Annotated in this window: 22 protein-coding genes; 13 read left to right on the top strand and 9 right to left on the bottom strand. The window is 60.0% G+C overall.

Going from position 1 to position 19,990, the window contains the following annotated elements:
• Nucleotide 1 precedes the first annotated feature (1 nt).
• Nucleotides 2-616, top strand: coding sequence for an HAD family hydrolase (locus BN77_RS08870; protein WP_007530723.1), 615 nt, complete (start codon nucleotides 2-4; stop codon nucleotides 614-616).
• A complete protein-coding gene (locus tag BN77_RS08865; protein ID WP_007530720.1) occupies nucleotides 613-978 on the top strand; it encodes a nuclear transport factor 2 family protein in 366 nt (121 codons plus the stop codon). The genes BN77_RS08870 and BN77_RS08865 overlap by 4 nt, the downstream gene beginning before the upstream one ends.
• Here the strand turns inward: BN77_RS08865 and BN77_RS08860 are convergent.
• From BN77_RS08860 to BN77_RS08845, 4 genes are all read right to left on the bottom strand, one after another.
• Nucleotides 963-1,433, bottom strand: a complete 471-nt coding sequence (locus BN77_RS08860; protein WP_007530719.1) for a DUF6790 family protein — start codon at nucleotides 1,431-1,433, stop codon at nucleotides 963-965. The two genes, BN77_RS08865 and BN77_RS08860, sit on opposite strands and share 16 nt — an antisense overlap.
• Before the next feature lie 177 nt (nucleotides 1,434-1,610).
• The gene (locus BN77_RS08855; RefSeq protein ID WP_007530716.1) at nucleotides 1,611-2,741 is read right to left on the bottom strand and encodes a site-specific DNA-methyltransferase; all 1,131 of its coding nucleotides are present in this window, start codon (nucleotides 2,739-2,741) and stop codon (nucleotides 1,611-1,613) included.
• Between the two features lie 162 nt (nucleotides 2,742-2,903).
• Nucleotides 2,904-3,257 carry an antibiotic biosynthesis monooxygenase family protein gene (locus BN77_RS08850; RefSeq protein ID WP_007530713.1) on the bottom strand — a complete coding sequence of 118 codons (354 nt, stop codon included), beginning with the start codon at nucleotides 3,255-3,257 and terminating at the stop codon, nucleotides 2,904-2,906.
• A complete protein-coding gene (locus BN77_RS08845; protein ID WP_007530711.1) occupies nucleotides 3,254-3,583 on the bottom strand; it encodes an NIPSNAP family protein in 330 nt (109 codons plus the stop codon). Before BN77_RS08845 ends, BN77_RS08850 begins: the two co-directional genes overlap by 4 nt.
• A gap of 72 nt (nucleotides 3,584-3,655) precedes the next feature.
• Between BN77_RS08845 and BN77_RS08840 the strand changes: the two genes are divergently transcribed.
• Together BN77_RS08840 and BN77_RS08835 are read left to right on the top strand one after the other, a co-directional pair.
• The gene (locus BN77_RS08840; RefSeq protein WP_007530709.1) at nucleotides 3,656-4,342 is read left to right on the top strand and encodes an ArsR/SmtB family transcription factor; all 687 of its coding nucleotides are present in this window, start codon (nucleotides 3,656-3,658) and stop codon (nucleotides 4,340-4,342) included.
• Nucleotides 4,343-4,461: 119 nt separating this feature from the next.
• Nucleotides 4,462-5,151, top strand: a complete 690-nt coding sequence (locus BN77_RS08835; RefSeq protein ID WP_007530707.1) for an HAD family hydrolase — start codon at nucleotides 4,462-4,464, stop codon at nucleotides 5,149-5,151.
• A 162-nt stretch (nucleotides 5,152-5,313) separates the two neighbouring features.
• On the opposite strand, the gene BN77_RS08830 is transcribed toward BN77_RS08835, so the two are convergent.
• Entirely contained in the window at nucleotides 5,314-6,234 is a 921-nt protein-coding gene (locus tag BN77_RS08830) for a diacylglycerol/lipid kinase family protein (RefSeq protein WP_007530705.1), read from the bottom strand.
• A 53-nt stretch (nucleotides 6,235-6,287) separates the two neighbouring features.
• On the bottom strand, nucleotides 6,288-6,935 hold the full coding sequence (locus tag BN77_RS08825) for a hypothetical protein (RefSeq protein WP_208856454.1): 648 nt from the start codon (nucleotides 6,933-6,935) through the stop codon (nucleotides 6,288-6,290).
• Nucleotides 6,936-7,171: 236 nt separating this feature from the next.
• Between BN77_RS08825 and thrC the strand changes: the two genes are divergently transcribed.
• From thrC to BN77_RS08805, 4 genes are read left to right on the top strand one after another with little or no spacing between them, the layout of a single operon-like run.
• Nucleotides 7,172-8,563: a threonine synthase gene (gene thrC, locus BN77_RS08820; protein WP_007530701.1), complete on the top strand. Its 1,392-nt coding sequence runs from the start codon at nucleotides 7,172-7,174 to the stop codon at nucleotides 8,561-8,563.
• A 26-nt stretch (nucleotides 8,564-8,589) separates the two neighbouring features.
• Nucleotides 8,590-9,888 (top strand): M16 family metallopeptidase, encoded by a 1,299-nt coding sequence (locus BN77_RS08815; RefSeq protein ID WP_007530699.1) that lies wholly within the window; start codon nucleotides 8,590-8,592, stop codon nucleotides 9,886-9,888.
• Between the two features lie 27 nt (nucleotides 9,889-9,915).
• A complete protein-coding gene (locus tag BN77_RS08810; protein ID WP_007530697.1) occupies nucleotides 9,916-10,530 on the top strand; it encodes a GNAT family N-acetyltransferase in 615 nt (204 codons plus the stop codon).
• A complete protein-coding gene (locus BN77_RS08805) occupies nucleotides 10,527-13,439 on the top strand; it encodes a sensor domain-containing phosphodiesterase (protein ID WP_007530695.1) in 2,913 nt (970 codons plus the stop codon). The genes BN77_RS08810 and BN77_RS08805 overlap by 4 nt, the downstream gene beginning before the upstream one ends.
• A 17-nt stretch (nucleotides 13,440-13,456) precedes the next feature.
• Here the strand turns inward: BN77_RS08805 and BN77_RS08800 are convergent, their stop codons facing one another.
• Nucleotides 13,457-14,536 carry a zinc-binding metallopeptidase family protein gene (locus BN77_RS08800; RefSeq protein WP_007530693.1) on the bottom strand — a complete coding sequence of 360 codons (1,080 nt, stop codon included), beginning with the start codon at nucleotides 14,534-14,536 and terminating at the stop codon, nucleotides 13,457-13,459.
• 154 nt (nucleotides 14,537-14,690) lie between these two features.
• On the bottom strand, nucleotides 14,691-15,296 hold the full coding sequence (locus tag BN77_RS08795; RefSeq protein WP_007530692.1) for a YqgE/AlgH family protein: 606 nt from the start codon (nucleotides 15,294-15,296) through the stop codon (nucleotides 14,691-14,693).
• A 139-nt stretch (nucleotides 15,297-15,435) separates the two neighbouring features.
• Between BN77_RS08795 and BN77_RS08790 the strand changes: the two genes are divergently transcribed.
• From BN77_RS08790 to BN77_RS08770, 5 genes are all read left to right on the top strand, one after another.
• Nucleotides 15,436-16,269 (top strand): protein-disulfide reductase DsbD domain-containing protein, encoded by an 834-nt coding sequence (locus tag BN77_RS08790; protein WP_007530690.1) that lies wholly within the window; start codon nucleotides 15,436-15,438, stop codon nucleotides 16,267-16,269.
• A 63-nt stretch (nucleotides 16,270-16,332) separates the two neighbouring features.
• Nucleotides 16,333-16,818 (top strand): peroxiredoxin, encoded by a 486-nt coding sequence (locus BN77_RS08785; RefSeq protein WP_007530688.1) that lies wholly within the window; start codon nucleotides 16,333-16,335, stop codon nucleotides 16,816-16,818.
• Between the two features lie 257 nt (nucleotides 16,819-17,075).
• Complete coding sequence (locus BN77_RS08780) at nucleotides 17,076-17,810, top strand: metal ABC transporter ATP-binding protein (RefSeq protein ID WP_040677657.1); 735 nt, start codon at nucleotides 17,076-17,078, stop codon at nucleotides 17,808-17,810.
• Entirely contained in the window at nucleotides 17,807-18,679 is an 873-nt protein-coding gene (locus tag BN77_RS08775) for a metal ABC transporter permease (RefSeq protein ID WP_007530684.1), read from the top strand. The genes BN77_RS08780 and BN77_RS08775 overlap by 4 nt, the downstream gene beginning before the upstream one ends.
• A 17-nt stretch (nucleotides 18,680-18,696) precedes the next feature.
• Nucleotides 18,697-19,596, top strand: coding sequence for a metal ABC transporter solute-binding protein, Zn/Mn family (locus BN77_RS08770; RefSeq protein ID WP_007530682.1), 900 nt, complete (start codon nucleotides 18,697-18,699; stop codon nucleotides 19,594-19,596).
• Between the two features lie 39 nt (nucleotides 19,597-19,635).
• On the opposite strand, the gene BN77_RS08765 is transcribed toward BN77_RS08770, so the two are convergent.
• Complete coding sequence (locus BN77_RS08765; protein WP_007530680.1) at nucleotides 19,636-19,944, bottom strand: Dabb family protein; 309 nt, start codon at nucleotides 19,942-19,944, stop codon at nucleotides 19,636-19,638.
• Nucleotides 19,945-19,990 lie beyond the last annotated feature (46 nt).

Genomic DNA, 19,990 nt, shown 5'->3' with positions numbered 1-19,990 from the left:
GATGCCCATCGAGCATATTGTTTTCGACATCGGAAAAGTTCTCATCCATTACGATCCGAATATTCCGTTCAGCCATCTCATTCCTGATGCAGCTGAGCGCAAATGGTTCTTCGAGAATGTCTGCACTCATGACTGGAACGTCGAGCAGGACCGCGGCCGCACCTGGGCCGAAGCCGAAGCGCTGCTGATCGAAGTTCATCCAGATCGAGAGGAACATATCCGCGCCTTCCGGAAGCACTGGCACGAAATGGTTCCGCACTCCTACGACGACAGCGTTGCGATTATGGAAGGCCTGATTGCCGATGGCCGGGACGTTACGATGCTGACGAACTTCGCATCCGACACCTTCCGCGAAGCACAGGTGCGCTTTCCGTTTCTGACCAAGCCACGCGGCGTGACCGTTTCGGGCGATATCGGCCTGATCAAACCCGACATTGCGATCTACGAAACCCATGCCAAGAGCTTCGACCTCAATCCGGCGGCGACGATCTTCATCGACGACTCCGCCGCTAACGTCGACGGCGCGAAAGCGGCGGGCTGGGATGCAGTTCTGTTCACCGGCGCCGACAAGCTGCGCGCGGATCTTGCGGGGCGTGGCGTGAGGCTCTCACCATGACGTTCGATCCAGTTGAAGAAATCAAGCGATTCCACGCCGCGATCAACGCGCTCGATTTCGATTTGATCGAGAGCTATTTCGCGGAAGACGCGACCTATGTCTCGAACGGTGTCGGAAGCCTGTCCGGGCGAGCCGACATCATGGTCGCTTTCCGCAAGTATTTCGATGACTATCCGGATCAGACGGCGGTCGACACACTGGTTGAGAAGGCTGGCCCCAAAGCCGGCCGCGCCGTCTGGTCGGTTCGTGCGACGCACAGCAAGACGGGCAACCCCTTGGTGCGTGAGGGCGAAGAAACGATTACCTTCAACGAAGACGGTCGTGTCACCCATGTCGAGGTGACGGACTATCGGGCGTTCTGAAAAAACGCTGCGGAGAGATAGAAGGCAAGTACAAGAGAGAGCCACAGGTCGGAGATCATTGCTATGTTCCTCGACCTGTTTCTTCCTCGCTCCAGGAGATGCTTGAGACCCGCAAGACCGAAGAACAGGCAACCGGTGATCGCGGCAGGGACGAGCCACTGCGGCTCGAAGAGGCTGAGTACGCCAAGCATACCGATCGACAGGTTGCCGAAGCCGATCTCCTGCACCAGCGACTCGGCCTTGTGGTCGGTGAGATCAAAGATCGTTTCGGCCGTGAATGCGGGATTGACGATCTGTTTCAGGCTGGCGACCAATAGCCGCAAACCGACACCCCAGAAGACGAACCACTTTCCGATCAGGAAGACGAGGTTGGCACCCGCACTCCAATGCGCTTCCGCAACGACCGAGCCCAGCGGCAGAACAAACATCAGCAGTAGCATGATCGCAAGATACATGGCCGGTTCCCCGCCTGTTCGGATCATCAGTCAGCGATACATGCCACGGAACTGCGCCACCGCGCGAGCCAAAATGAAGAGCGCCCGGGGTGTTGATCCCCGGGCGCTAGGCCTTCTTCCGTAACTGGAGGTACAAAACACCGGAAGAAGGAAGTCTCGATCAGGTCGAAGCGAGCGTCATTCCGCCTTTGCCAGATCACTGCGGATCACGGACCGCAATTCGTCGATCGGGCGCAGGGACTGCCCGTCGTCGAAATGCCAGAATGTCCATCCGTTGCATGCATCAAGGCCCTGGACTCTTGCCCCAAGGCGATGAATGGAACCGGACTCGCCACCGGAGGCCACCGTGCCGTCGGCGCGCACGATTGCGCTGTAGCGGCGGCGCGAATCGGTCAGCACCTGGCCGGGCTTGATCAGGCCGCTTTCGACCAGGACGTTGAAGGCTACGCGGATCTCCTGCTTCTTGCCGGTCATGATGGTAAGTTCAGCCTTACCGAGTGGCTGAACCGCTTCGATGCGGGCGGAAGCCGCGTCGATGTAGTCCTGCTCTCGCTCGATACCGACGAAGTGGCGGCCGAGGCGCTTGGCAACCGCTCCCGTCGTGCCGGAGCCGAAGAATGGGTCGAGGATGATGTCGCCGGGCCTCGAGGAGGCCATGATGACGCGGGCAAGTAGCGCTTCCGGCTTCTGCGTCGGATGCACCTTCTTGCCGTCGCCATCCTTCAGCCGCTCATTGCCACTGCAGATCGGGAACAGCCAGTCGGAGCGCATCTGCACATCGTCATTCGCTGCCTTCATGGCGTCGTAGTTGAAGGTGTAACCCTTGGCCTTGGCGTTTGGGCTTGCCCAGATCATGGTTTCATGCGCGTTCTGGAAACGGCGGCCCTTGAAGTTCGGCATCGGGTTGGTCTTGCGCCAGACGATGTCGTTGAGGATCCAGAAATTCAGGTCCTGCAGCGTCGCGCCGACGCGGAAAATGTTGTGATAGGAGCCGATGACCCAAATGGTGCCGGTCGGCTTCAGCACGCGACGGCACGCGAGCAGCCAGGCACGGGTGAAGGCATCATAGGCTTCGAAGGAGGCAAACTGATCCCACTCGTTATCGACGGCATCGACCACTGACTGATCCGGGCGATGCAGCATGCCGCCGAGTTGGAGGTTGTACGGGGGATCGGCGAAAATAACGTCTACGGAGTGGTTCGGCAGGGCTTCAAGAGCAGCAACGCAATCGCCCTTGATGATCATGTCGATCCAGGAGTCCGGCTTTGCGGAGGCCTTGAGATCGGCAAGCGGAAATACTGACGCCATCTGGAAACTCGCTCATACACATTACGCTTTTTTACTGTCCGTTATGGTTACCCAGTTTGGTTACCAAAGGCTGAAGGGATGGGCGATTTCGGGAAAATAAGTCGCCGCACGTGCTTAGACGCCGAAGGGCGGGTACCAGCCCTGCCCTTGCAGCCGCTCTCGTTAAGCTGCCGCGTCGTGCACATTGCGGCTGTCAGCGGGGGCCTCGTCGCGGTCCTTCATGCCGTAGTCACGGACGATGTGGCCGATGCGCAAGCGATAGTCCGCGAAGACGCCGTTACGACCGGCGTGCTGGGCGGCACGGTGCGCCTCCAGGTTTCGCCACGTCGTTACGGCCTTCTCGTCACGCCAGAAGGAAAGCGAAAGCAGCTTGCCGCGATTGGTGAGGCTTTCGAAGCGCTCGATCGAGATGAAGCCATCGATCTTTTCCAGTTCACCGCGAAGTTCGCCGGCGAGATCGAGATAGGTGTGGCGCTCACCCATGAAGGGCAGGACTTCGAAGATAACAGCGATCATGGCATCACCAGCTTTGCATGAGGAAGGGAGGCATTTCTGAGGAAGATGCGATCTTCTCTGAGGATGAACCGTTCGCGTTTGGCGAAATCGTAGTTTTCCTTGCCGATCGGATCGGCGGCAAGGCGGGCGCGATAGGCTTCATAGGCGGCGAGGCTCTCGATGTTGTAGACGCCGTAAGCCGTCGTTGCCGAGCCCTCATGCGGGGCAAAATACCCGATCAGGTCAGCGCCGTTGCGCGGGATCGCTTGGCCCCAGTTGCGGGCATATTCGATAAAGGCGTCCTTCTTGGATGGATCGATCTCGTAGCGGATGAAGCAGGTAATCATCGTTGTCTCCTTGTTGTCCGAAAACAGTTTTTGCACATTGTTGGACGACGATGCTTCGGTTAGGATCGAACTATGAAGGAAGGACCCGACATAGCCCAGATCGGCGCGCTGATCGGCGACCCCGCCCGAGCCAACATGCTGACGGCGTTGATGGGCGGCAAGGCGCTGACGGCGACAGAGCTTGCAGCAGCCGGCGGCATTACCGTGCAGACGGCGAGCACGCACCTCGCGAAGCTTGAGGCCGGCAATCTGCTCACGCAGCGCAAGCAGGGCCGACATCGCTATTTCACGCTTGCAGATGACAGCGTTGGCAAATTCCTGGAAAGCATTATGGGTTTTGCGGCCGGGCGTGGCTACCTGCGTCATAAGCCGGGGCCGAAGGAGCCGGCCTTGCGCAAGGCCCGCATCTGCTACGATCATCTTGCCGGCGATTATGGCGTGCGAATGCTGGACAGCATGATTGGCCGAGGCGCGATCGATGCGATTGGCGACGGTCTTGTGCTAACGAAGAGCGGCGAAACCGCGCTCAAAGATATCGGTATCGATGTCCATACTCTGAAATCGTCGCGCCGGCCGCTATGCCGTTCCTGTCTGGACTGGAGCGAGCGTCGGGCACACCTCGCCGGCAGTCTCGGCAAGGCGCTGCTTTCCAATTTTCTCGACAAGGGCTGGGCCCATCGCACGGCGGGAAGCCGTTGCGTTGTCTTTTCTCCCGAAGGCGAGCGGCAGTTTCTTATGCTGTTTCCAGCCATCAAATAGCCCCGACCACCACAACGTCCAAGCCGCCCGCGACGTGCAATCCAGCCATGCCCGTCTAGCGGTTGAGCTTCATACGGTCATCGTGTAAAGGGGCATCATCCCAAACAAGGCGCGAGTAAATGGACGGCTTCGACCTCATCATCTTCGACTGCGACGGCGTCCTGGTCGATTCGGAAATCATCGCTGCGGATGTCGAATCCAAGCTTCTCACAGAAGCCGGTTACCCGATCAGCATCGAGGAGATGGGCGAGCGCTTCGCAGGCATGACATGGCAGAACATCCTTTTCCAGGTCGAGCGCGAGGCCAGCATCCCGATTTCGGCTTCGCTGCTTGATAAATCCGAGAAGCTGCTCGACCTTCGGCTGGAGCAGGACGTGCAGGCGATATCGGGCGTCGAAGCCGCCGTTTCACGCCTGAAGCTAAAACGCTGCATCTGCTCGAACTCCAGCAGCTCGCGGCTCGACATGATGCTCGGCAAGGTCGGTCTGAAGCCGCTTTTTGCACCGCATATCTTCTCGGCCAAGGACCTCGGTGCAGATCGCGTGAAGCCGAAGCCGGATATCTTCCTGCACGGCGCCAAACAGATGGGCGTTTCGACGAACCGTGTCGTTGTGGTCGAGGACTCCGTGCATGGTGTCCATGCTGCGCGCGCTGCGGGCATGCGGGTTGTTGGCTTTACCGGTGCCTCGCACACCTATCCGTCACATGCCGACAAGCTGACCGAGGCGGGCGCTGACACAGTCATCTCCCGCATGAGCGATCTGCCGGGCGTCGTCGCCGCGCTCGCCGAGTGGGAAGGCGTTCTGTAAGGCTCGTTCTTCCTTGAAAGGGCCGCGCTCGTGCGGCCTTTTGTTCTTCAGCCCGCCCCCGGGCGCCAGCATGGCACCTTACCGTTGGCCCCCAAGACGGAAGACAACGCACAAGCCGTCTTACAAGCGCCTTCGCTTACGCTCGCAATTCAATCGCAATCGCTAGATTCTCAGGCTTAACGAGCCGGCCATGATCTCAAAGCGTGCCGGAAGCTGCCCGGGCGCCTCGCCGTCACTGTCAATCGGCACCGCGACCCTGCCAATCGGCCACGCCTCCACAAGGCTGGCGCGATGGATGCTGACAAGCGGGCTCCGGAGGTGACCGCCACTGTAAATGCTGTTCATTAGCGATAGCACCTTCAGCCTGCCGGCACCGCGGATGATAACCACGTCGAATAGACCATCAGCGACATCGGCATCGGGAGCCACTTTCATGCCACCGCCGAACCAGGCGCCGTTGGCAACGGCGACCGCAGTGATCGGCCCTTCGTAAATGTCCTCGCCGTCCAGCCTAAGACGAATGTCGCGCGGCTTGTATCGCAGGATTTCCAGCAGGCTATGAAAGAAGAAGATCATCGGTCCCGGCAGGCGCCTGCCCTTGCGCGCCCCGTTGACGGCCTGCACGATATGGCCGGAGACCCCAAAGCTCGCGATATTGGTGAAGTGGCGGCTGACCGTGTCACCGTCTTCGTCATCGCAGGTCAGCAATCCAGCATCGATCTGCCGCAAGGATGGAGACATCAGGCTTTCGGCAATCTTGGAAGGATCGCGCGACCGGGGGAAATTGCGGGCAAAGTCACATCCAGTGCCAGTGGCGATAAAAGAGAAGGCTGTATCCGGCCGATGCGATTTTAGAATGCCGCCAGCCACCTCGCCGATCGTCCCGTCGCCACCGACCGCAATAACCAGATCGGCCCCGTCTTCCGCCAGCTCGCGTCCGAAGCGTTCTGCATCGCCGAAGCCCTTGGTTTCACGCAGGCTGAGATCAGTGAATCTCGTCTCGATGGCGCGCCGCAGAGCCGACCAGAACAACCGCTTTCCGCGCCGGCCCGACGCTGGGTTCAATACGATGCCGATTTTCAACCGATCTGCTCTCCCCGCCTGCCAGCATGGCGATGCGGAAACAAGGGCGTTTTTCAGGCCTTCTTCTTTTTCGCCGACACCGGTCCCTGATCGAAACCGATGTTCACGCGCACCAGTCCGCCAGAACCGACCGGAAGCTTGATGCCGTCCTTTCGGAACAGGGCTTGCGTCGCTCCGGAGCCGACCTCGACCGGGAAGTTCGTCACTTCCGAGTAGAGTACGTCCTCGCCGTCATAGACCGTGATACGAACCGGTAGCGTGACCTTACCGGACGAACCGGCCGGTCCGGCAATGATACGAAGCTGCGCCACCACGGTCATCGTCAAGTTCGTGTCGTTGAGGCTGCACTGGCGGGTGTAGTCCCCGATCGATGCCTGGTAGGCGAGCTTCTGCGCGTCGCCGGTCTTCGCACCGCCGGCATAAATCCGGAAGATCGCGTCGGTGTCCTTCATGAACATCTGCGGGCACGCGCCCTGAACAACGGATGCGGTTGCGCCCGACGCCGTCTTAGCGGTCCCGATCGAGGCGTCGTTGGACGATGGGCTGGACGGCGCCAGCGGCATGATCTGCCCATTGCCATTCGATTGGGCTTGTGCCGTTGCGCTGTCTGAGCCTCCGCCGACGCCGAGTGAATTGCAGCCGGCGAGCATTGCCGCAAACGAAGCCGAAGCGATGAGACGCGAGACCTTGCCAAGCACGATTATTCCACCCTCTCCACAAAGTTTTTTGGCAGGCCCAATCACTTGATGGCAGGCCTTTCGTGACAGTTTGCGATGGTCTATATCAGCGGCGCAAACAAAAATCGATTGGGTAAGAACCGTTTTGATGCACATTTCGGGATCGCAGCCGACGGCCGGCGGGTAAGCGAGATGCAGCGCGAGGCATACTTTCCCTCCAACCCGGATCTTCTCCGGCCGGCACATCAAGGATGACGACAGTGGATTATATCTCGACCCGCGGCGAAGCCCCTTCCCTCGGTTTTTGCGATGCCTTGCTGGCGGGTCTGGCGCGCGATGGCGGTCTCTATGTGCCGGGCAAATGGCCCCATTTCTCAAAGAAGGAAATCCGGGCGCTTCGCGGCAAGAGCTATCAGGAGATTGCCTTTGCAATCCTGTTGCCCTTCACCAACGGCGAGATTCCTGACGAGACCTTCCGCTCGATGATCGACGAGGCATATGGCACTTTCCGCCACCCGGCGATCGCCCCGCTTGTGCAGACCGGGCCGAACAGCTTCGTCATGGAGCTCTTCCACGGCACGACCCTGGCGTTCAAGGATGTCGCCATGCAGCTGCTTGCCCGGTTGATGGACTACGCGCTGGAAAAGCGCGGCGAGCGCGCGACCATCGTCGGCGCAACCTCTGGCGATACCGGGGGCGCCGCGATCGACGCGTTTGCTGGCCGCGAACGCACCGACGTTTTCATCCTTTTTCCGAATGGCAAGGTCTCGCCGGTGCAGCAGCGCCAGATGACGACCTCCAGCGCCTCCAATGTTCACGCGCTGGCCGTCGAGGGCAATTTCGACGATTGCCAGAACCTCGTCAAAGCGATGTTCAACGACACGCCGTTTCGCGACCGCGTCAGGCTCTCGGGCGTCAACTCGATCAACTGGGCGCGCATCATGGCCCAGATCGTCTATTATTTCACGACGGCAATCGTGCTCGGAGGACCGGACCGTAAGGTTTCGTTTACCGTCCCGACCGGCAATTTCGGCGACATTTTTGCTGGTTACTGCGCCAAGCGCATGGGTCTACCAATCGGCAAGCTGGTGGTTGCCACCAACGAGAACGATATCCTTGACCGCACACTGAAAACCGGTCGCTACGAGATGAAGGCCGTCAAAGCTACGACCTCTCCGTCGATGGACATCCAGATCTCGTCGAACTTTGAGCGTCTGCTGTTCGAGGCCTATGATCGCGATGCCTCGAAGGTTCGCGCCGCGATGGACGGCCTGAAGCAGTCCAACGGTTTCGAGATTTCAAAAGACGCACTCGCCTTCATCAAGAAGGACTTCCGCGCCGGACGCGCCAGCGAGACGCAGGTCGCCCAGACGATCAAAAAGATCCATTCCGAAACCGGCTATCTCCTCGATCCGCATTCCGCGATCGGCGTCTTCGTTGCGGCAAAGCACGAGAAGCCGAACGTGCCGATGGTGACGCTTGCCACGGCCCACCCGGCGAAATTCCCCGCTGCCGTAAAATCCGCCTCCGGTATTGACCCCGCGCTTCCGACGTGGCTTGCTGATCTGATGCACAAGGAGGAGCGCTTTCAGATCGTGAAGCCTGAGCTCAAAGCCATTGAAACCTTCATCGGCGAGCATACTCGGGCCTAAGTAACGCAGGCGCAGAAAGATAGCCAATGACAGTTGAGTGCACCCGGCTCAAATCCGGGCTGACAGTAGTCACACAGACCATGCCGCATCTGGAAAGCGTTGCGCTGGGAGTTTGGATCAAATCGGGGTCGCGCAACGAGACGGAAGACGAGCATGGCATCGCGCACCTGCTCGAGCACATGGCCTTTAAGGGCACGGCGCGCCGCAGCGCACGCGAAATCGCCGAGGAGATCGAGGATGTCGGCGGCGAGGTAAATGCCGCGACCTCCACGGAAACGACCTCCTACTATGCCCGCGTCCTGAGGGATCACGTGCCACTCGCCGTCGATATCCTGGCCGATATCCTCACTGAATCGGCCTTCGAGGAGGAAGAACTCGAGCGCGAAAAACAAGTCATCCTGCAGGAAATCAACGCCGCAAACGATACGCCTGACGATGTCGTTTTCGACAAGTTTTCCGAAACTGCCTATCGCGATCAAACCCTCGGCCGGGCGATCCTCGGGACGCCGCAAACCGTGGTGTCGTTCACGCCACAGCAGATCCGCGCCTATCTCAGCCGCAATTACACGACCGATCGGATGTTTGTCGTTGCGACCGGCGCCGTGCAGCACGACGAGTTCGTTCGCATGGTCGAGCAGCGCTTCGCGAGCCTGCCCACCTCTCCATCGGCAACGCCGGTTATGGAAGCTGCCAAGTACATAGGCGGCAACATCCGTGAAACGCGCGACCTTATGGACGCGCAGATCCTGCTCGGTTTCGAAGGCAAGGCTTATCACGCCCGCGATTTCTACTGTTCGCAGATTCTCGCCAACATACTCGGCGGCGGCATGTCGTCCCGCCTGTTCCAGGAAGTGCGTGAAATCCGAGGCCTCTGTTATTCCATTTATGCCTTCCACTGGGGCTTTTCCGATACCGGCATCTTTGGCATCCACGCCGCCACCGGCGGCGAGAACCTACCGGAACTGGTGCCCGTCATCATCGATGAACTGCACAAGTCGGCGGCGACGATCGAGCAAAAGGAAATCGAACGCGCCCGCGCCCAGATCCGCGCGCAACTGCTGATGGGCCAGGAAAGCCCTGCAGCCCGTGCTGGCCAGATCGCAAGGCAGATGATGCTCTATGGCCGCCCCATCTCCAATCAGGAGATGATGGAACGGCTCGAGGGCATCACAGTGGAGCGGCTGACCGATCTTGCTGGACGCCTGTTCTTCGACACAGTGCCGACGCTCTCGGCCATCGGTCCGCTCGAACATCTGGCACCGATGGAGGACATCGCGGCGTCTCTTTCCTCACCCGCTCCTCAGGGCAAGCAAGCCCTCGTCTAGTCCACGTCCATCTGCCGGGGGTGATCGATGCCAAAATCGGTTTTTCGGTTCCTGTCGCGACAGCCGGATTCGGTGGAGCTCGAGAACGAGCACTATGTGATGCGCCTGCCGCGCTACCAGGATTTCAACCAGTGGCACAAGCTGCGGGCGGCCAGCCGGCAGTTTCTGGAACCCTGGGAGCCGACGTGGCGCCGCGATGAGCTGACGGAGGGCGCCTATCGCGCCCGCGTCATCCGGGGCAAGCAGGAATATGCCTCCGGCCAGGCCATTCCGCTGTTCCTGTTTCACAAAAAGAACGCGACCCTGCTCGGCGGTATCACGATCGGCTATATCAGGCGCGGAGCGGCACAGAGCTGCATGATCGGCTATTGGATGGGCGAGGCATATGCCGGCCAGGGCCATATGTTCGCCGCACTTCAATTGGTTATACCCTACATCTTCGCAGGGCTTGAGTTGCACCGTATCGAAGCAGCCTGTATTCCAGACAATGCTCGGAGCATCCGCCTGCTTGAAAAAGCCGGGTTTCAGCGGGAAGGCTATCTGCGCGGATACTTGAAAATCAACGGTCAGTGGCACGACCATGTGATGTTCTCACTGCTCGCCACCGACACGGATAAAGGCAGGACAACCGATAGCCGATGACAAACAATCGCATGCTGCTCTCATCACCGGCCGGACGATTGATCGCGGTGATCGCAGCTCTCTTGCTGTCGGCCTTCATGCTAGCGGCGGGTCATGTTCAAGCAGCTGAACCGGTCAAGATCTCCCGAGACGATACCGCACTCGATCTGACTGCCACCACGGAAATCTACGCCAATCAAGGGGAAGCGTTCCAGGTCTCCACAGCTGCCGGTGCCGATGGTATCCGCCGCCGCATTGAGGTACGTGCCAGTTCAGACAACCACCAGGGCGACTGGGCGGTCTTTGCGCTTGCCAACGTCTCCGACGAGCAGCTCGAGCGCGTGATCGTGGCTCCCCATTTCCGCCTGGTAAATTCCAAGCTGTTCTGGCCGGACCTCGGCTCGCAGCGCATCATTGCCATCACTCCCAGCGAGGGCTTTGCGCTCGACCGCCAGCCGAGCGACGAGGCCGATGTGTTTCGCATCACGCTCAACCCAGGTGCGGTGATTACATTCGTGGCGGAATTGACGACGCCGGAGCTGCCACAGATCTATCTCTGGGAACCGAACGCGTACAAGGATACGATCAACGCGTTTACGCTCTACCGCGGTATCGTGCTCGGCATTGCCGGCCTGCTTGCGGTGTTCCTGACGATCCTTTTCGTGGTTAAGGGAACGTCGATGCTGCCGGCGACGGCAGCTCTCGCATGGGCGGTGCTGGGCTACATTTGTGTCGACTTCGGGTTTCTCGGCAAGCTGATCAGCATAGCCTCGACCGACCAGCGAATATGGCGCGCCTGTGCGGAAGTCGCGCTCGCCTCCAGCTTTGTCATCTTCCTGTTCACTTACCTCAATCTCAACCGATGGCACACGCACCTCGGCTACCTGACGCTCGCCTGGGTGCTCGGTCTAGCGTTGCTCTTCGGCGTCGCGATTTACGATCCCGCAATCGCCGCCGGCATCGCGCGCCTGTCCTTTGCGCTGACCGCGACGATGGGTCTCCTGCTGATTGTCTATCTCGGCTTCAACCGCTACGACCGCGCCATTCTGCTGGTCCCGGCCTGGGCTCTGATCCTCGTCTGGATTTTCGGAGCTTGGATGACAATCACCGGCCGGCTCGACAACGACATCATCCAGCCGGCGCTCGGCGGCGGCCTCGTTCTCATTGTCCTGCTGATCGGCTTTACTGTCATGCAGCACGCCTTTGCCGGCGGCGCGTTCCAGCAGGGGCTGTTTTCCGATCTCGAACGGCAATCCCTAGCGCTGACGGGCTCGGGCGACATGGTCTGGGACTGGGATGTGGCACGCGACCGCGTGGTTACGATCCCGGATGTATCCGCTAAACTCGGCCTTCCGCTCGGCACGATGCATGGCGCCGCCCGCAACTGGCTGCCGCGGCTCCATCCCGACGATCGCGACCGCTTCCGGGCGACGCTCGACGTGCTGCTCGAACATCGCCGCGGCCGACTAAACCACGAGTTCCGCATCCGCGCCGAAGACGGTCATTTCCACTGGCTCCTCATCCGCGCCCGGCCGGTGCTTGGGTCGAACGGCGAGATCATTCGCTGCGTCGGCACGATCGTCGATGTCACCGAACAGAAAAATTCGGTCGAACGGCTGCTGCACGACGCTCTGCACGACAACCTGACCGGTTTGCCGAACCGCCAGCTGTTCCTTGACCGCCTGCAGGCCGTGCTTGCGTTGGCGCCCGGCGGCGAGACGCTGCGCCCGACGGTGATGGTGATCGATATCGACCGCTACAAGCTGGTGAATGACACCCTCGGGATCGCTGCCGGCGACAACATCCTGATCGCGCTCACTCGCCGCCTGCGCCGGCTGCTCAAACCGCAGGATACGCTGGCACGCCTGTCCGGCGACCAGTTCGGTCTGATCCTGACCTCCGAGCGCGATCCGACGAAGGTGGCCGATTTTGCCGATGCGATCAGCAAGGCGATCATGGTGCCGATCAACTTCGCCAATCGCGAGATCATCCTGACGGCGTCGATCGGGCTTGCCTCCTTCGTCGACCAGCAGGAAAGCGCCGCTGGCATGCTCAGCGATGCGGAACTTGCGATGTACCGTGCCAAGCGCGCCGGCGGCAATCGCGTCGAGCCGTTCCAGCCGGCCTTCCGCGATTTCGGCGCCGACAGGCTGCAGCTCGAATCCGACCTGCGCCGCGCCATCGAACGCAAGGAACTGTCGATGGTCTACCAGCCGATCGCCGGGCTGGAGAATGTAGAGATCGCCGGCTTCGAAGCCCTAATGCGATGGGAGCATCCGAAACGCGGCAGCATTCCGCCTTCGGAGTTCATCCCGATCGCCGAGACATCCGACATTATCGACATGCTCGGCCTCTTTGCCCTGGAGCAGGCTACAAACGACCTGATGGGCTGGGAGAATCAGACCGGCGAACTGCCGATCTTTGTCTCGATCAACCTTTCGAGCGCCCAGCTCCTCAACAACGAACTCTACGACGACGTCCGATCGGTGCTAGCAAAGACCCATTGCGATCCTTCGCGTTTGAAGCTCGAGCTGACGGAATCCATGGTCATGGAGAATCCGGAGCAGGCACGCCTCGTGCTTGAGAAGCTGCGGGAAATGGGTCTTGGCCTTGCGCTTGATGATTTTGGAACCGGCTATTCGTCGCTTGCCTATTTGACACGCTTCCCGTTCGACACGATCAAGCTCGACAAGACGATGGTGCGGGATACCAGCGACAAGAAGGCGACCGTGCTCCGCTCGGTGATCGCCATGGCGCGCGAACTAGATATGAAGGTGGTCGCCGAAGGGATCGAGTCCAACGAGGATGCGATCGAGCTCGCCAAGATGGGCTGCACCTTCGGGCAAAGCTACCTCTTCGGGCCACCGATGGCATCGGAGTCCGTCTTGCGGTTGTTGAAAGAACGATTCCCCCTGACGAAGCGCGCTTAACCGACCCGCGAGCCGAGCTATGCCGCTTCCTGCTGCGGCGTAGTGGCTCCCGCTATCAGCTGATGCATGTATTCGAGCTTGGCGACCACCGGCGCTGACAGTACGAAGGGGTAGGAATCGGGCTGTCCCATGCTGCGCTGTATCGCGTTGATCGCAACGCTGAGTGGCACCCACTCGTCGACTAGCTGGTCGGCACTTGCTGCCCTGTAAGGGTCGAAGTTCACCTCGGCCGCCATCTCTTCGTGACCGCGGGGATCAATTGCGATGCCAAAGGCGCGCGCAGTCTCCAACGTGTCGACGATGTGGAGATAGTGGGCAAAGCATTCGGCGAAGTCTTCCCAAGGATGCGCGCTGGCGTAGGCGCTGACGAAGCTCCCCCGCCAGTCGGCCAGAGCGCCATTTGCGTAATACCTTGCAAGGGCTTCGCTGTAGTCCTCGCGCTCATCGCCAAACACTGCCCGAAATCCATCGTAGTTGTTCCTGTCGCGAACAAGCCGGTTCCACATGAAATGACCGGTCTCATGGCGGAAATGGCCGAGTAGGGTCCGGTAAGGTTCGTTCATCGATGCACGCGCCTGTTCGCGCGTGAGGTCGTCAGCCTCGGCAGCCCGGATTGCGATCAGGCCCTCCTCGTGTCCCGTCATTGCCGGCACGACGCTGCCGTCATCCTGGACCGTGTCTTCGAGGAAGTCGAAAACAAGGCCGCCTACAGGGTCCTGCGTGCGGTCCGGGTGCGGCAGCCGCCAACGCAAGAGCGAGTAGAAGAGGTGCCGCTGTGCCTGGCTGATGCGGCGCCACCGTTCTACGCCATCCTGCGTCGCTGAATTGGGCACGAGCCGGTTGTGCCGGCAGGCGACACAGTACTCACCCGCGTCACCATCCTCCACGAGCCAGTTGCAGATGTCGAGACCGGCATTGGCACAGAAGCGCACCAGATCCGGCTGAGCGACGTATTGCCAGAGATCGCCATCCTCATGCTGAACGGCATGCACGCGCAGACTATTCGGCAGGAAGCCGAGGCGATGACCGCACCGGACGCACTGGCGATTATCGAAATGAACAACCTGGTCGCAGTTGTCACATACAAAGAGCCTCAACGCACGCCTCCCTCGGGATCGAGATCAAAAACCTCTCCCGCAAAATGCAGGAGGGCAATTTGCGGTCGTGCTTCCATAAAACTTTCTTCTCCTGACTGGGCCTTGTCGCCGCGTGCCAGCAAAGAACGTACTTTTTTGCAGATAGTTCCGCGGATCAGGCGTGGCCAGCTTCGGCCGAAAGCATGGCGGCATTGATGCCCATCGTGGCCAGCGCTCGCTCGTACTTGTCGTCGAGGCTGCGGTCGAAGATCAGTTCCTCGTTGGCCGGGCATGTGAGCCAGCCGTTGTTTCCAACTTCGGCTTCCAGCTGACCGGCGCCCCAGCCGGCGTAACCGAGCAACATGGTCGCCCGCTTGGGCCCTTTGCCTTTGAAAATCGCGCGTATGATGTCGAGCGTCGCTGTCATGCAGATATCATCGCTGACGGGGATGCTCGAATCGCAAAGATAGTCATCGGAATGCAGGACGAAGCCGCGGCCGCTTTCCACCGGCCCGCCGGTCTGGATCGGACAATCGCGCGCATGGGGGGGAAGGACGATGGCTTCCTCGTCCTTGATCATTTCAAGGTGCAGGAGAACATCGGTAAAGGTCAGGTTTTGGGGGCGGTTGATCACGAACCCCATCGCGCCGGCATCCGAATGCGCGCAGATATAGATCACGGTACGGGCGAAGTTGCGATCCTCCATGCCCGGCATGGCAATGAGAAACTGGCCATCGAAGAAGCCGCGCTCTCTTTTATTTTTCAGGGTCGCCAAGGACATCATTCCTCCTCTGCCAGACCGCACGAGGCCCCGACACCACGAGCATGAGCCAATGTCACAGATCAATCAACTGAAAATGAAAACTTAAATGATGGCGAGTTCTAGCCGAGCATGAGGATTTTCAATAAATGGTTGATCCATGAAGACTATTTCACTCAAAGTTCGCCCAGTCTGGTCCGCCGCGTGCCTCCTCATGGTCATACTGCATCTCCCCCAGTCGGCCCGAGCGGAGATGAGCACCTGGGCGGACAATGAGGGCGGCCGCATGCGGCTGGTCGCTCTTCCGCCCGACCCAAGCGGGAATATCCGCGCAGGCCTGCAGATCGAGCCGAAGCCGGGCTGGATCACCTATTGGCGTGAGCCCGGCAGTAGCGGCATCCCGCCTCAGATTAGCTTCTCCAAAGGGGTTTCACTCGACAAGATGAGCTTTCCGATCCCGAAGCACATCGTCGGCGACAAAGTGGATGAGGTCGCCTACGACTCGTCGGTGACCCTCCCGCTGCAGTTGACGGCGAAAGAGCCGGCACTTCGTGAGCTGAAGGCAAATGCCTTCATCGGCATCTGCAAGGAAATCTGCATCCCCTTTCAGACAGAGCTATCGCTGATCTTTGAACGGTCGGCCCAGTCGCGCCCGGCCGAGGAGGCAATTCTGAGGGACGCCGAAGCAGCTTTGCCGGAAGCCCCCTCCTCCGAATTCAATGTGGACCATCACACGCTGTCGACCGACATGAAGGAGCTCTTTCTCAGCATTACCCTGCCCGAGAGCGGCGAGCGCGCGCCCGAGGTGATCGTGGCTGGGCCGAGCGGGCACGTCTTTACCAAGCAAATCGCAACCCATCGCGACGGCAACAAATTCACAACAACACTGTCCATAGGCAAGCTGCCGAAGGCATACGACATCCACGGGAAGATCTGGAGTGCACTCGTCATCGATGGTTCACGCGCCATCGAGACCCCGCTTGCCTTTGAGTAATCGCGTTCTATAGTCGCGCCAAAACAAGGCATTTGTGCCGCCACACATGACAAGGAGACCCCCATGACCATCGCAATCGGAGACAAGCTTCCTGCGGCTAACTTCAAGGAAAAGACGGCGGATGGCCCGGTCGAAATTTCGACAGACCAGCTTTTCAATGGAAAGCGCGTCGTCCTCTTTGCGGTCCCTGGTGCGTTCACGCCCACCTGCTCGCTGAACCATCTACCGGGTTATCTCGAAAACCGGGACTCGATACTTTCCAAGGGCGTCGACGATATTGCCGTTGTCGCCGTCAACGATTGGCATGTGATGGGCGCCTGGGCTCAGTCCTCAGGCGGCATGGGCAAGATTCACTTCCTCGCAGATTGGGACGCGAGCTTCACCAAAGCGCTCGGTCTCGACGTCGACCTATCGGCCGGCGGTCTCGGCGTCCGCTCGAAGCGCTACTCGATGCTGATCGAGGACGGCGTCGTGAAATCGCTGAACGTCGAAGAAAACCCGGGGCAGGCCACGGTTTCCGGTGCAGCCAGGATGCTGGAACTGCTTTAAGGCTTCACGCCTCTTGAGCATCTGAAGCGGCCCGTGCGGCCGCTTTTTTTGTTTCCACGTTTAAGTCCGCAGCGCCACATTTTCACCTCATTTGTTATAACATAACTCGTAATGTTATTACATTTGGTGTCGATAGTGGATTTTTCGAAGTTTCAACCTTCTAGCCTGATGGCGCGTTCTGCTGGCTGTCGGGTTTTCTGCGTCGCATTGATTGCCATCCCACTATGGGCAGCAATCCATTGGGCGACGCTAATGCCATGAGCGCCATTGCGATCGAGCTTGAAGACCTGACGGTCGGCTATCAGCGACATCCGGCCGTGCATCACGTTTCCGGCATCATTGCGGCCGGAAGCCTTACAGCAATCGCCGGTCCAAACGGCGCCGGCAAGTCCAGCCTGCTGAAGACGATCATCGGGGAACTCCGTCCCTCCTCCGGCGCGATAAAGCACCGACTGAAGGCGACGGATTTCGGATATCTGCCGCAGGCCGCCGATATCAACCGCCGTTTCCCGATCTCGGTGCTCGACACGGTTCTGCTGGGATCCTGGCGACAGGCACGAGCCTTCGCACAGGTCACCTCGGCGGAGCTGCAGAAAGCGCGCGACGCACTCGCCAAAGTGGGCCTGGAAGGCTTTGATCGACGCGGCATCGGATCGCTGTCGGCCGGGCAGTTTCAGCGCGTACTCTTTGCACGGCTGCTCCTACAGGATGCGGGCGTCATCCTTCTCGACGAGCCGTTCACGGCCATCGACGGTGGCACGACAAGGGATCTTCTGGAGATCGTCGCCGGCTGGCATCACGAGGGGCGAACGGTCCTCGCCGTTCTTCACGATTTCGAGCAGGTCTGTGCCCACTTTCCTGAGACACTCCTACTTGCGCGCCAAGTGATCGGCTGGGGAGCAACGGCGGATGTCATGTCCCAAGCGAACTTGCGCAAAGCGCGGGCGATGGCCGAGCAGTGGGAAGACGGCATTTGCAGGCCCGCGAGATGACAGCCTACGATCTCCTCGTCGCACCCTTTGCGGATTATGGCTTCATGCGCCGCGCGCTCGTCGCCTGCCTGTGCCTGGGGCTTGGCTCCGGGCCGATCGGGGTGTTTCTGATGTTGCGGCGAATGAGCCTCGTCGGCGATGCGATGAGCCATGCCGTGCTACCTGGCGCCGCTATCGGATATCTGGTTGCCGGTTCGCTGTCGCTGACGGCAATGGGCCTCGGTGGGCTCGTGGCCGGGCTATCGGTGGCGCTCCTCTCCGGCATCGTCAGTCGCACCACATCGCTGCCGGAGGACGCGAGCTTTGCCAGCTTCTATCTCTCCTCGCTGGCGCTCGGCGTCCTCGTCGTTTCGTTACGCGGTTCGAATATCGACCTGTTGCACGTTCTCTTCGGCACCATCCTCGCGATCGATGCCTGCGTCCTTTATGAGATCGGCGTCATCAGCACAGTGACCCTCGTGATGTTTGCGATCATCTACCGGCCGCTGGTTGCGGAATGCTTCGACCCCGGATTTCTCAGGGCGATCGGCGGACGCGGACCGATCTATCACTTTCTCTTCCTGCTGTTGGTGGTGCTCAATCTGGTCGCCAGCTTCCAGGCCCTGGGCACGCTGATGGCAGTCGGTCTGATGATGCTGCCGGCGGCGATCGCGCAGCTTTGGTCGCGCAGTCTTTCTTCGATGATGGCAATAGCAGCCCTGAACGCTACCGCCTCGGGCTACCTCGGGCTCGTCGCCTCCTACCATCTCGAACTCGCCTCCGGACCGACGATCATCATGACGGCGGCGCTAATCTACGGCCTTTCGATCTTCCTCGCCCCGTCGGGTCTCGCCCGGCGGTATTTCCCTCGCCCGCACCTGAAGGGCTGACAACCCCGGAGACACTCGTGATTTCCCGCAGACTGCTTTTCTCAATGATGCTGCCCGCGCTCTTGGCGCTTTCGACGACATCGGCTGCTGCCGCGACCCTCAAGGTGGTGGCTACCTTCACGGTGTTGGCCGACGTCGTGCGCGAGGTCGGCGGTGACCGCGTGACCGTCACAAGCCTCGTCGGCCCGAATGGCGATCCCCATGAGTTTGAACCGTCGCCAAGCGACGCGAAGAACCTCAGTGAGGCACAGGTCGCCTTCGTCAGCGGCGAAGGGCTGGAGGGCTGGATGGACCGCCTGATTGCCGCCTCAGGCTACAAGGGACAGCCGGTCGTCGTCTCGGAAGGGATAGAGTTCCGCACCATGGACGAGGACGGGCGGACAGTTACCGACCCGCATGTCTGGAACAGTCCAGTCAACGTCAAGGTCTGGGTTGCCAACATCGAACAGGCGCTTGCGAAGGCTGCTCCGGCCGATGCAGCGGCGTTCAAGACCAATGCCGAGGCATATCTGAAGACGCTCGATGCGCTCGATGCCTACGCACATTCGGAGCTCGGAAATATTCCGGCCGGCCATCGCAAAGTCCTGACCAGCCACGATGCGTTCGGTTATTTCGGCCGTGAATATGGAGTGCGGTTCCTCGCGCCGATTGGTGTTTCCACAGAAAGCGAAGCTTCCGCCGCAGATGTGGCCAAGCTGATCGAACAGATCAAGGATGAGCAGGTGAAGATATATTTCTTCGAGAACTCCAACGACCAGCGCCTCGTCAGGCAGATCGCAAAGGCGACGGGGGCCGAACCAGGCGGCGAGCTCTACGTCGAGTCTCTTTCCGACGCCAACGGGCCAGCATCGACCTACGTGAAGATGTTCCGCTACAACGTCGACCAGCTTGTGGCGGCGATGGCGAAAGCCAGCTGACGACGACGGCCGGGTCGCGCACCGCGAGGCGGCCCAGCCTCAATAATTAAGATCGAAGACGATCAGGCCGCCCAAGCCGCCGTCCGTCGAGGACACGATGCGCTCGCCGACGCCGACATGCTCCGGATGCACGAGGTAGGCGTCGCGCGCTTCGGCACTTTCGAAGGTCACAGCAAAACCGTCGACATAGCCCGCATGCAGCCCCTCTGGCGAGACGTTCGGGCCATATTTAATGTCGATGATGCCGGGAATCAGCTGCTTCAATGCGACGATTGCGTCAAACAAGGACTGCTTTTCTTCCCCTGTCATGGCTGCCTTCAGCCGCATCAGCACGCAATGCAGGATCATGTGGTGACCTCCCGGATCCATTTTTCAGGCGAGCATAAGGAGAAAC

The sequence above is a fragment of the Rhizobium mesoamericanum STM3625 genome (assembly GCF_000312665.1).
Classification (GTDB): domain Bacteria; phylum Pseudomonadota; class Alphaproteobacteria; order Rhizobiales; family Rhizobiaceae; genus Rhizobium; species Rhizobium mesoamericanum.
This window is presented reverse-complemented; position numbering and strand designations above follow the sequence as displayed.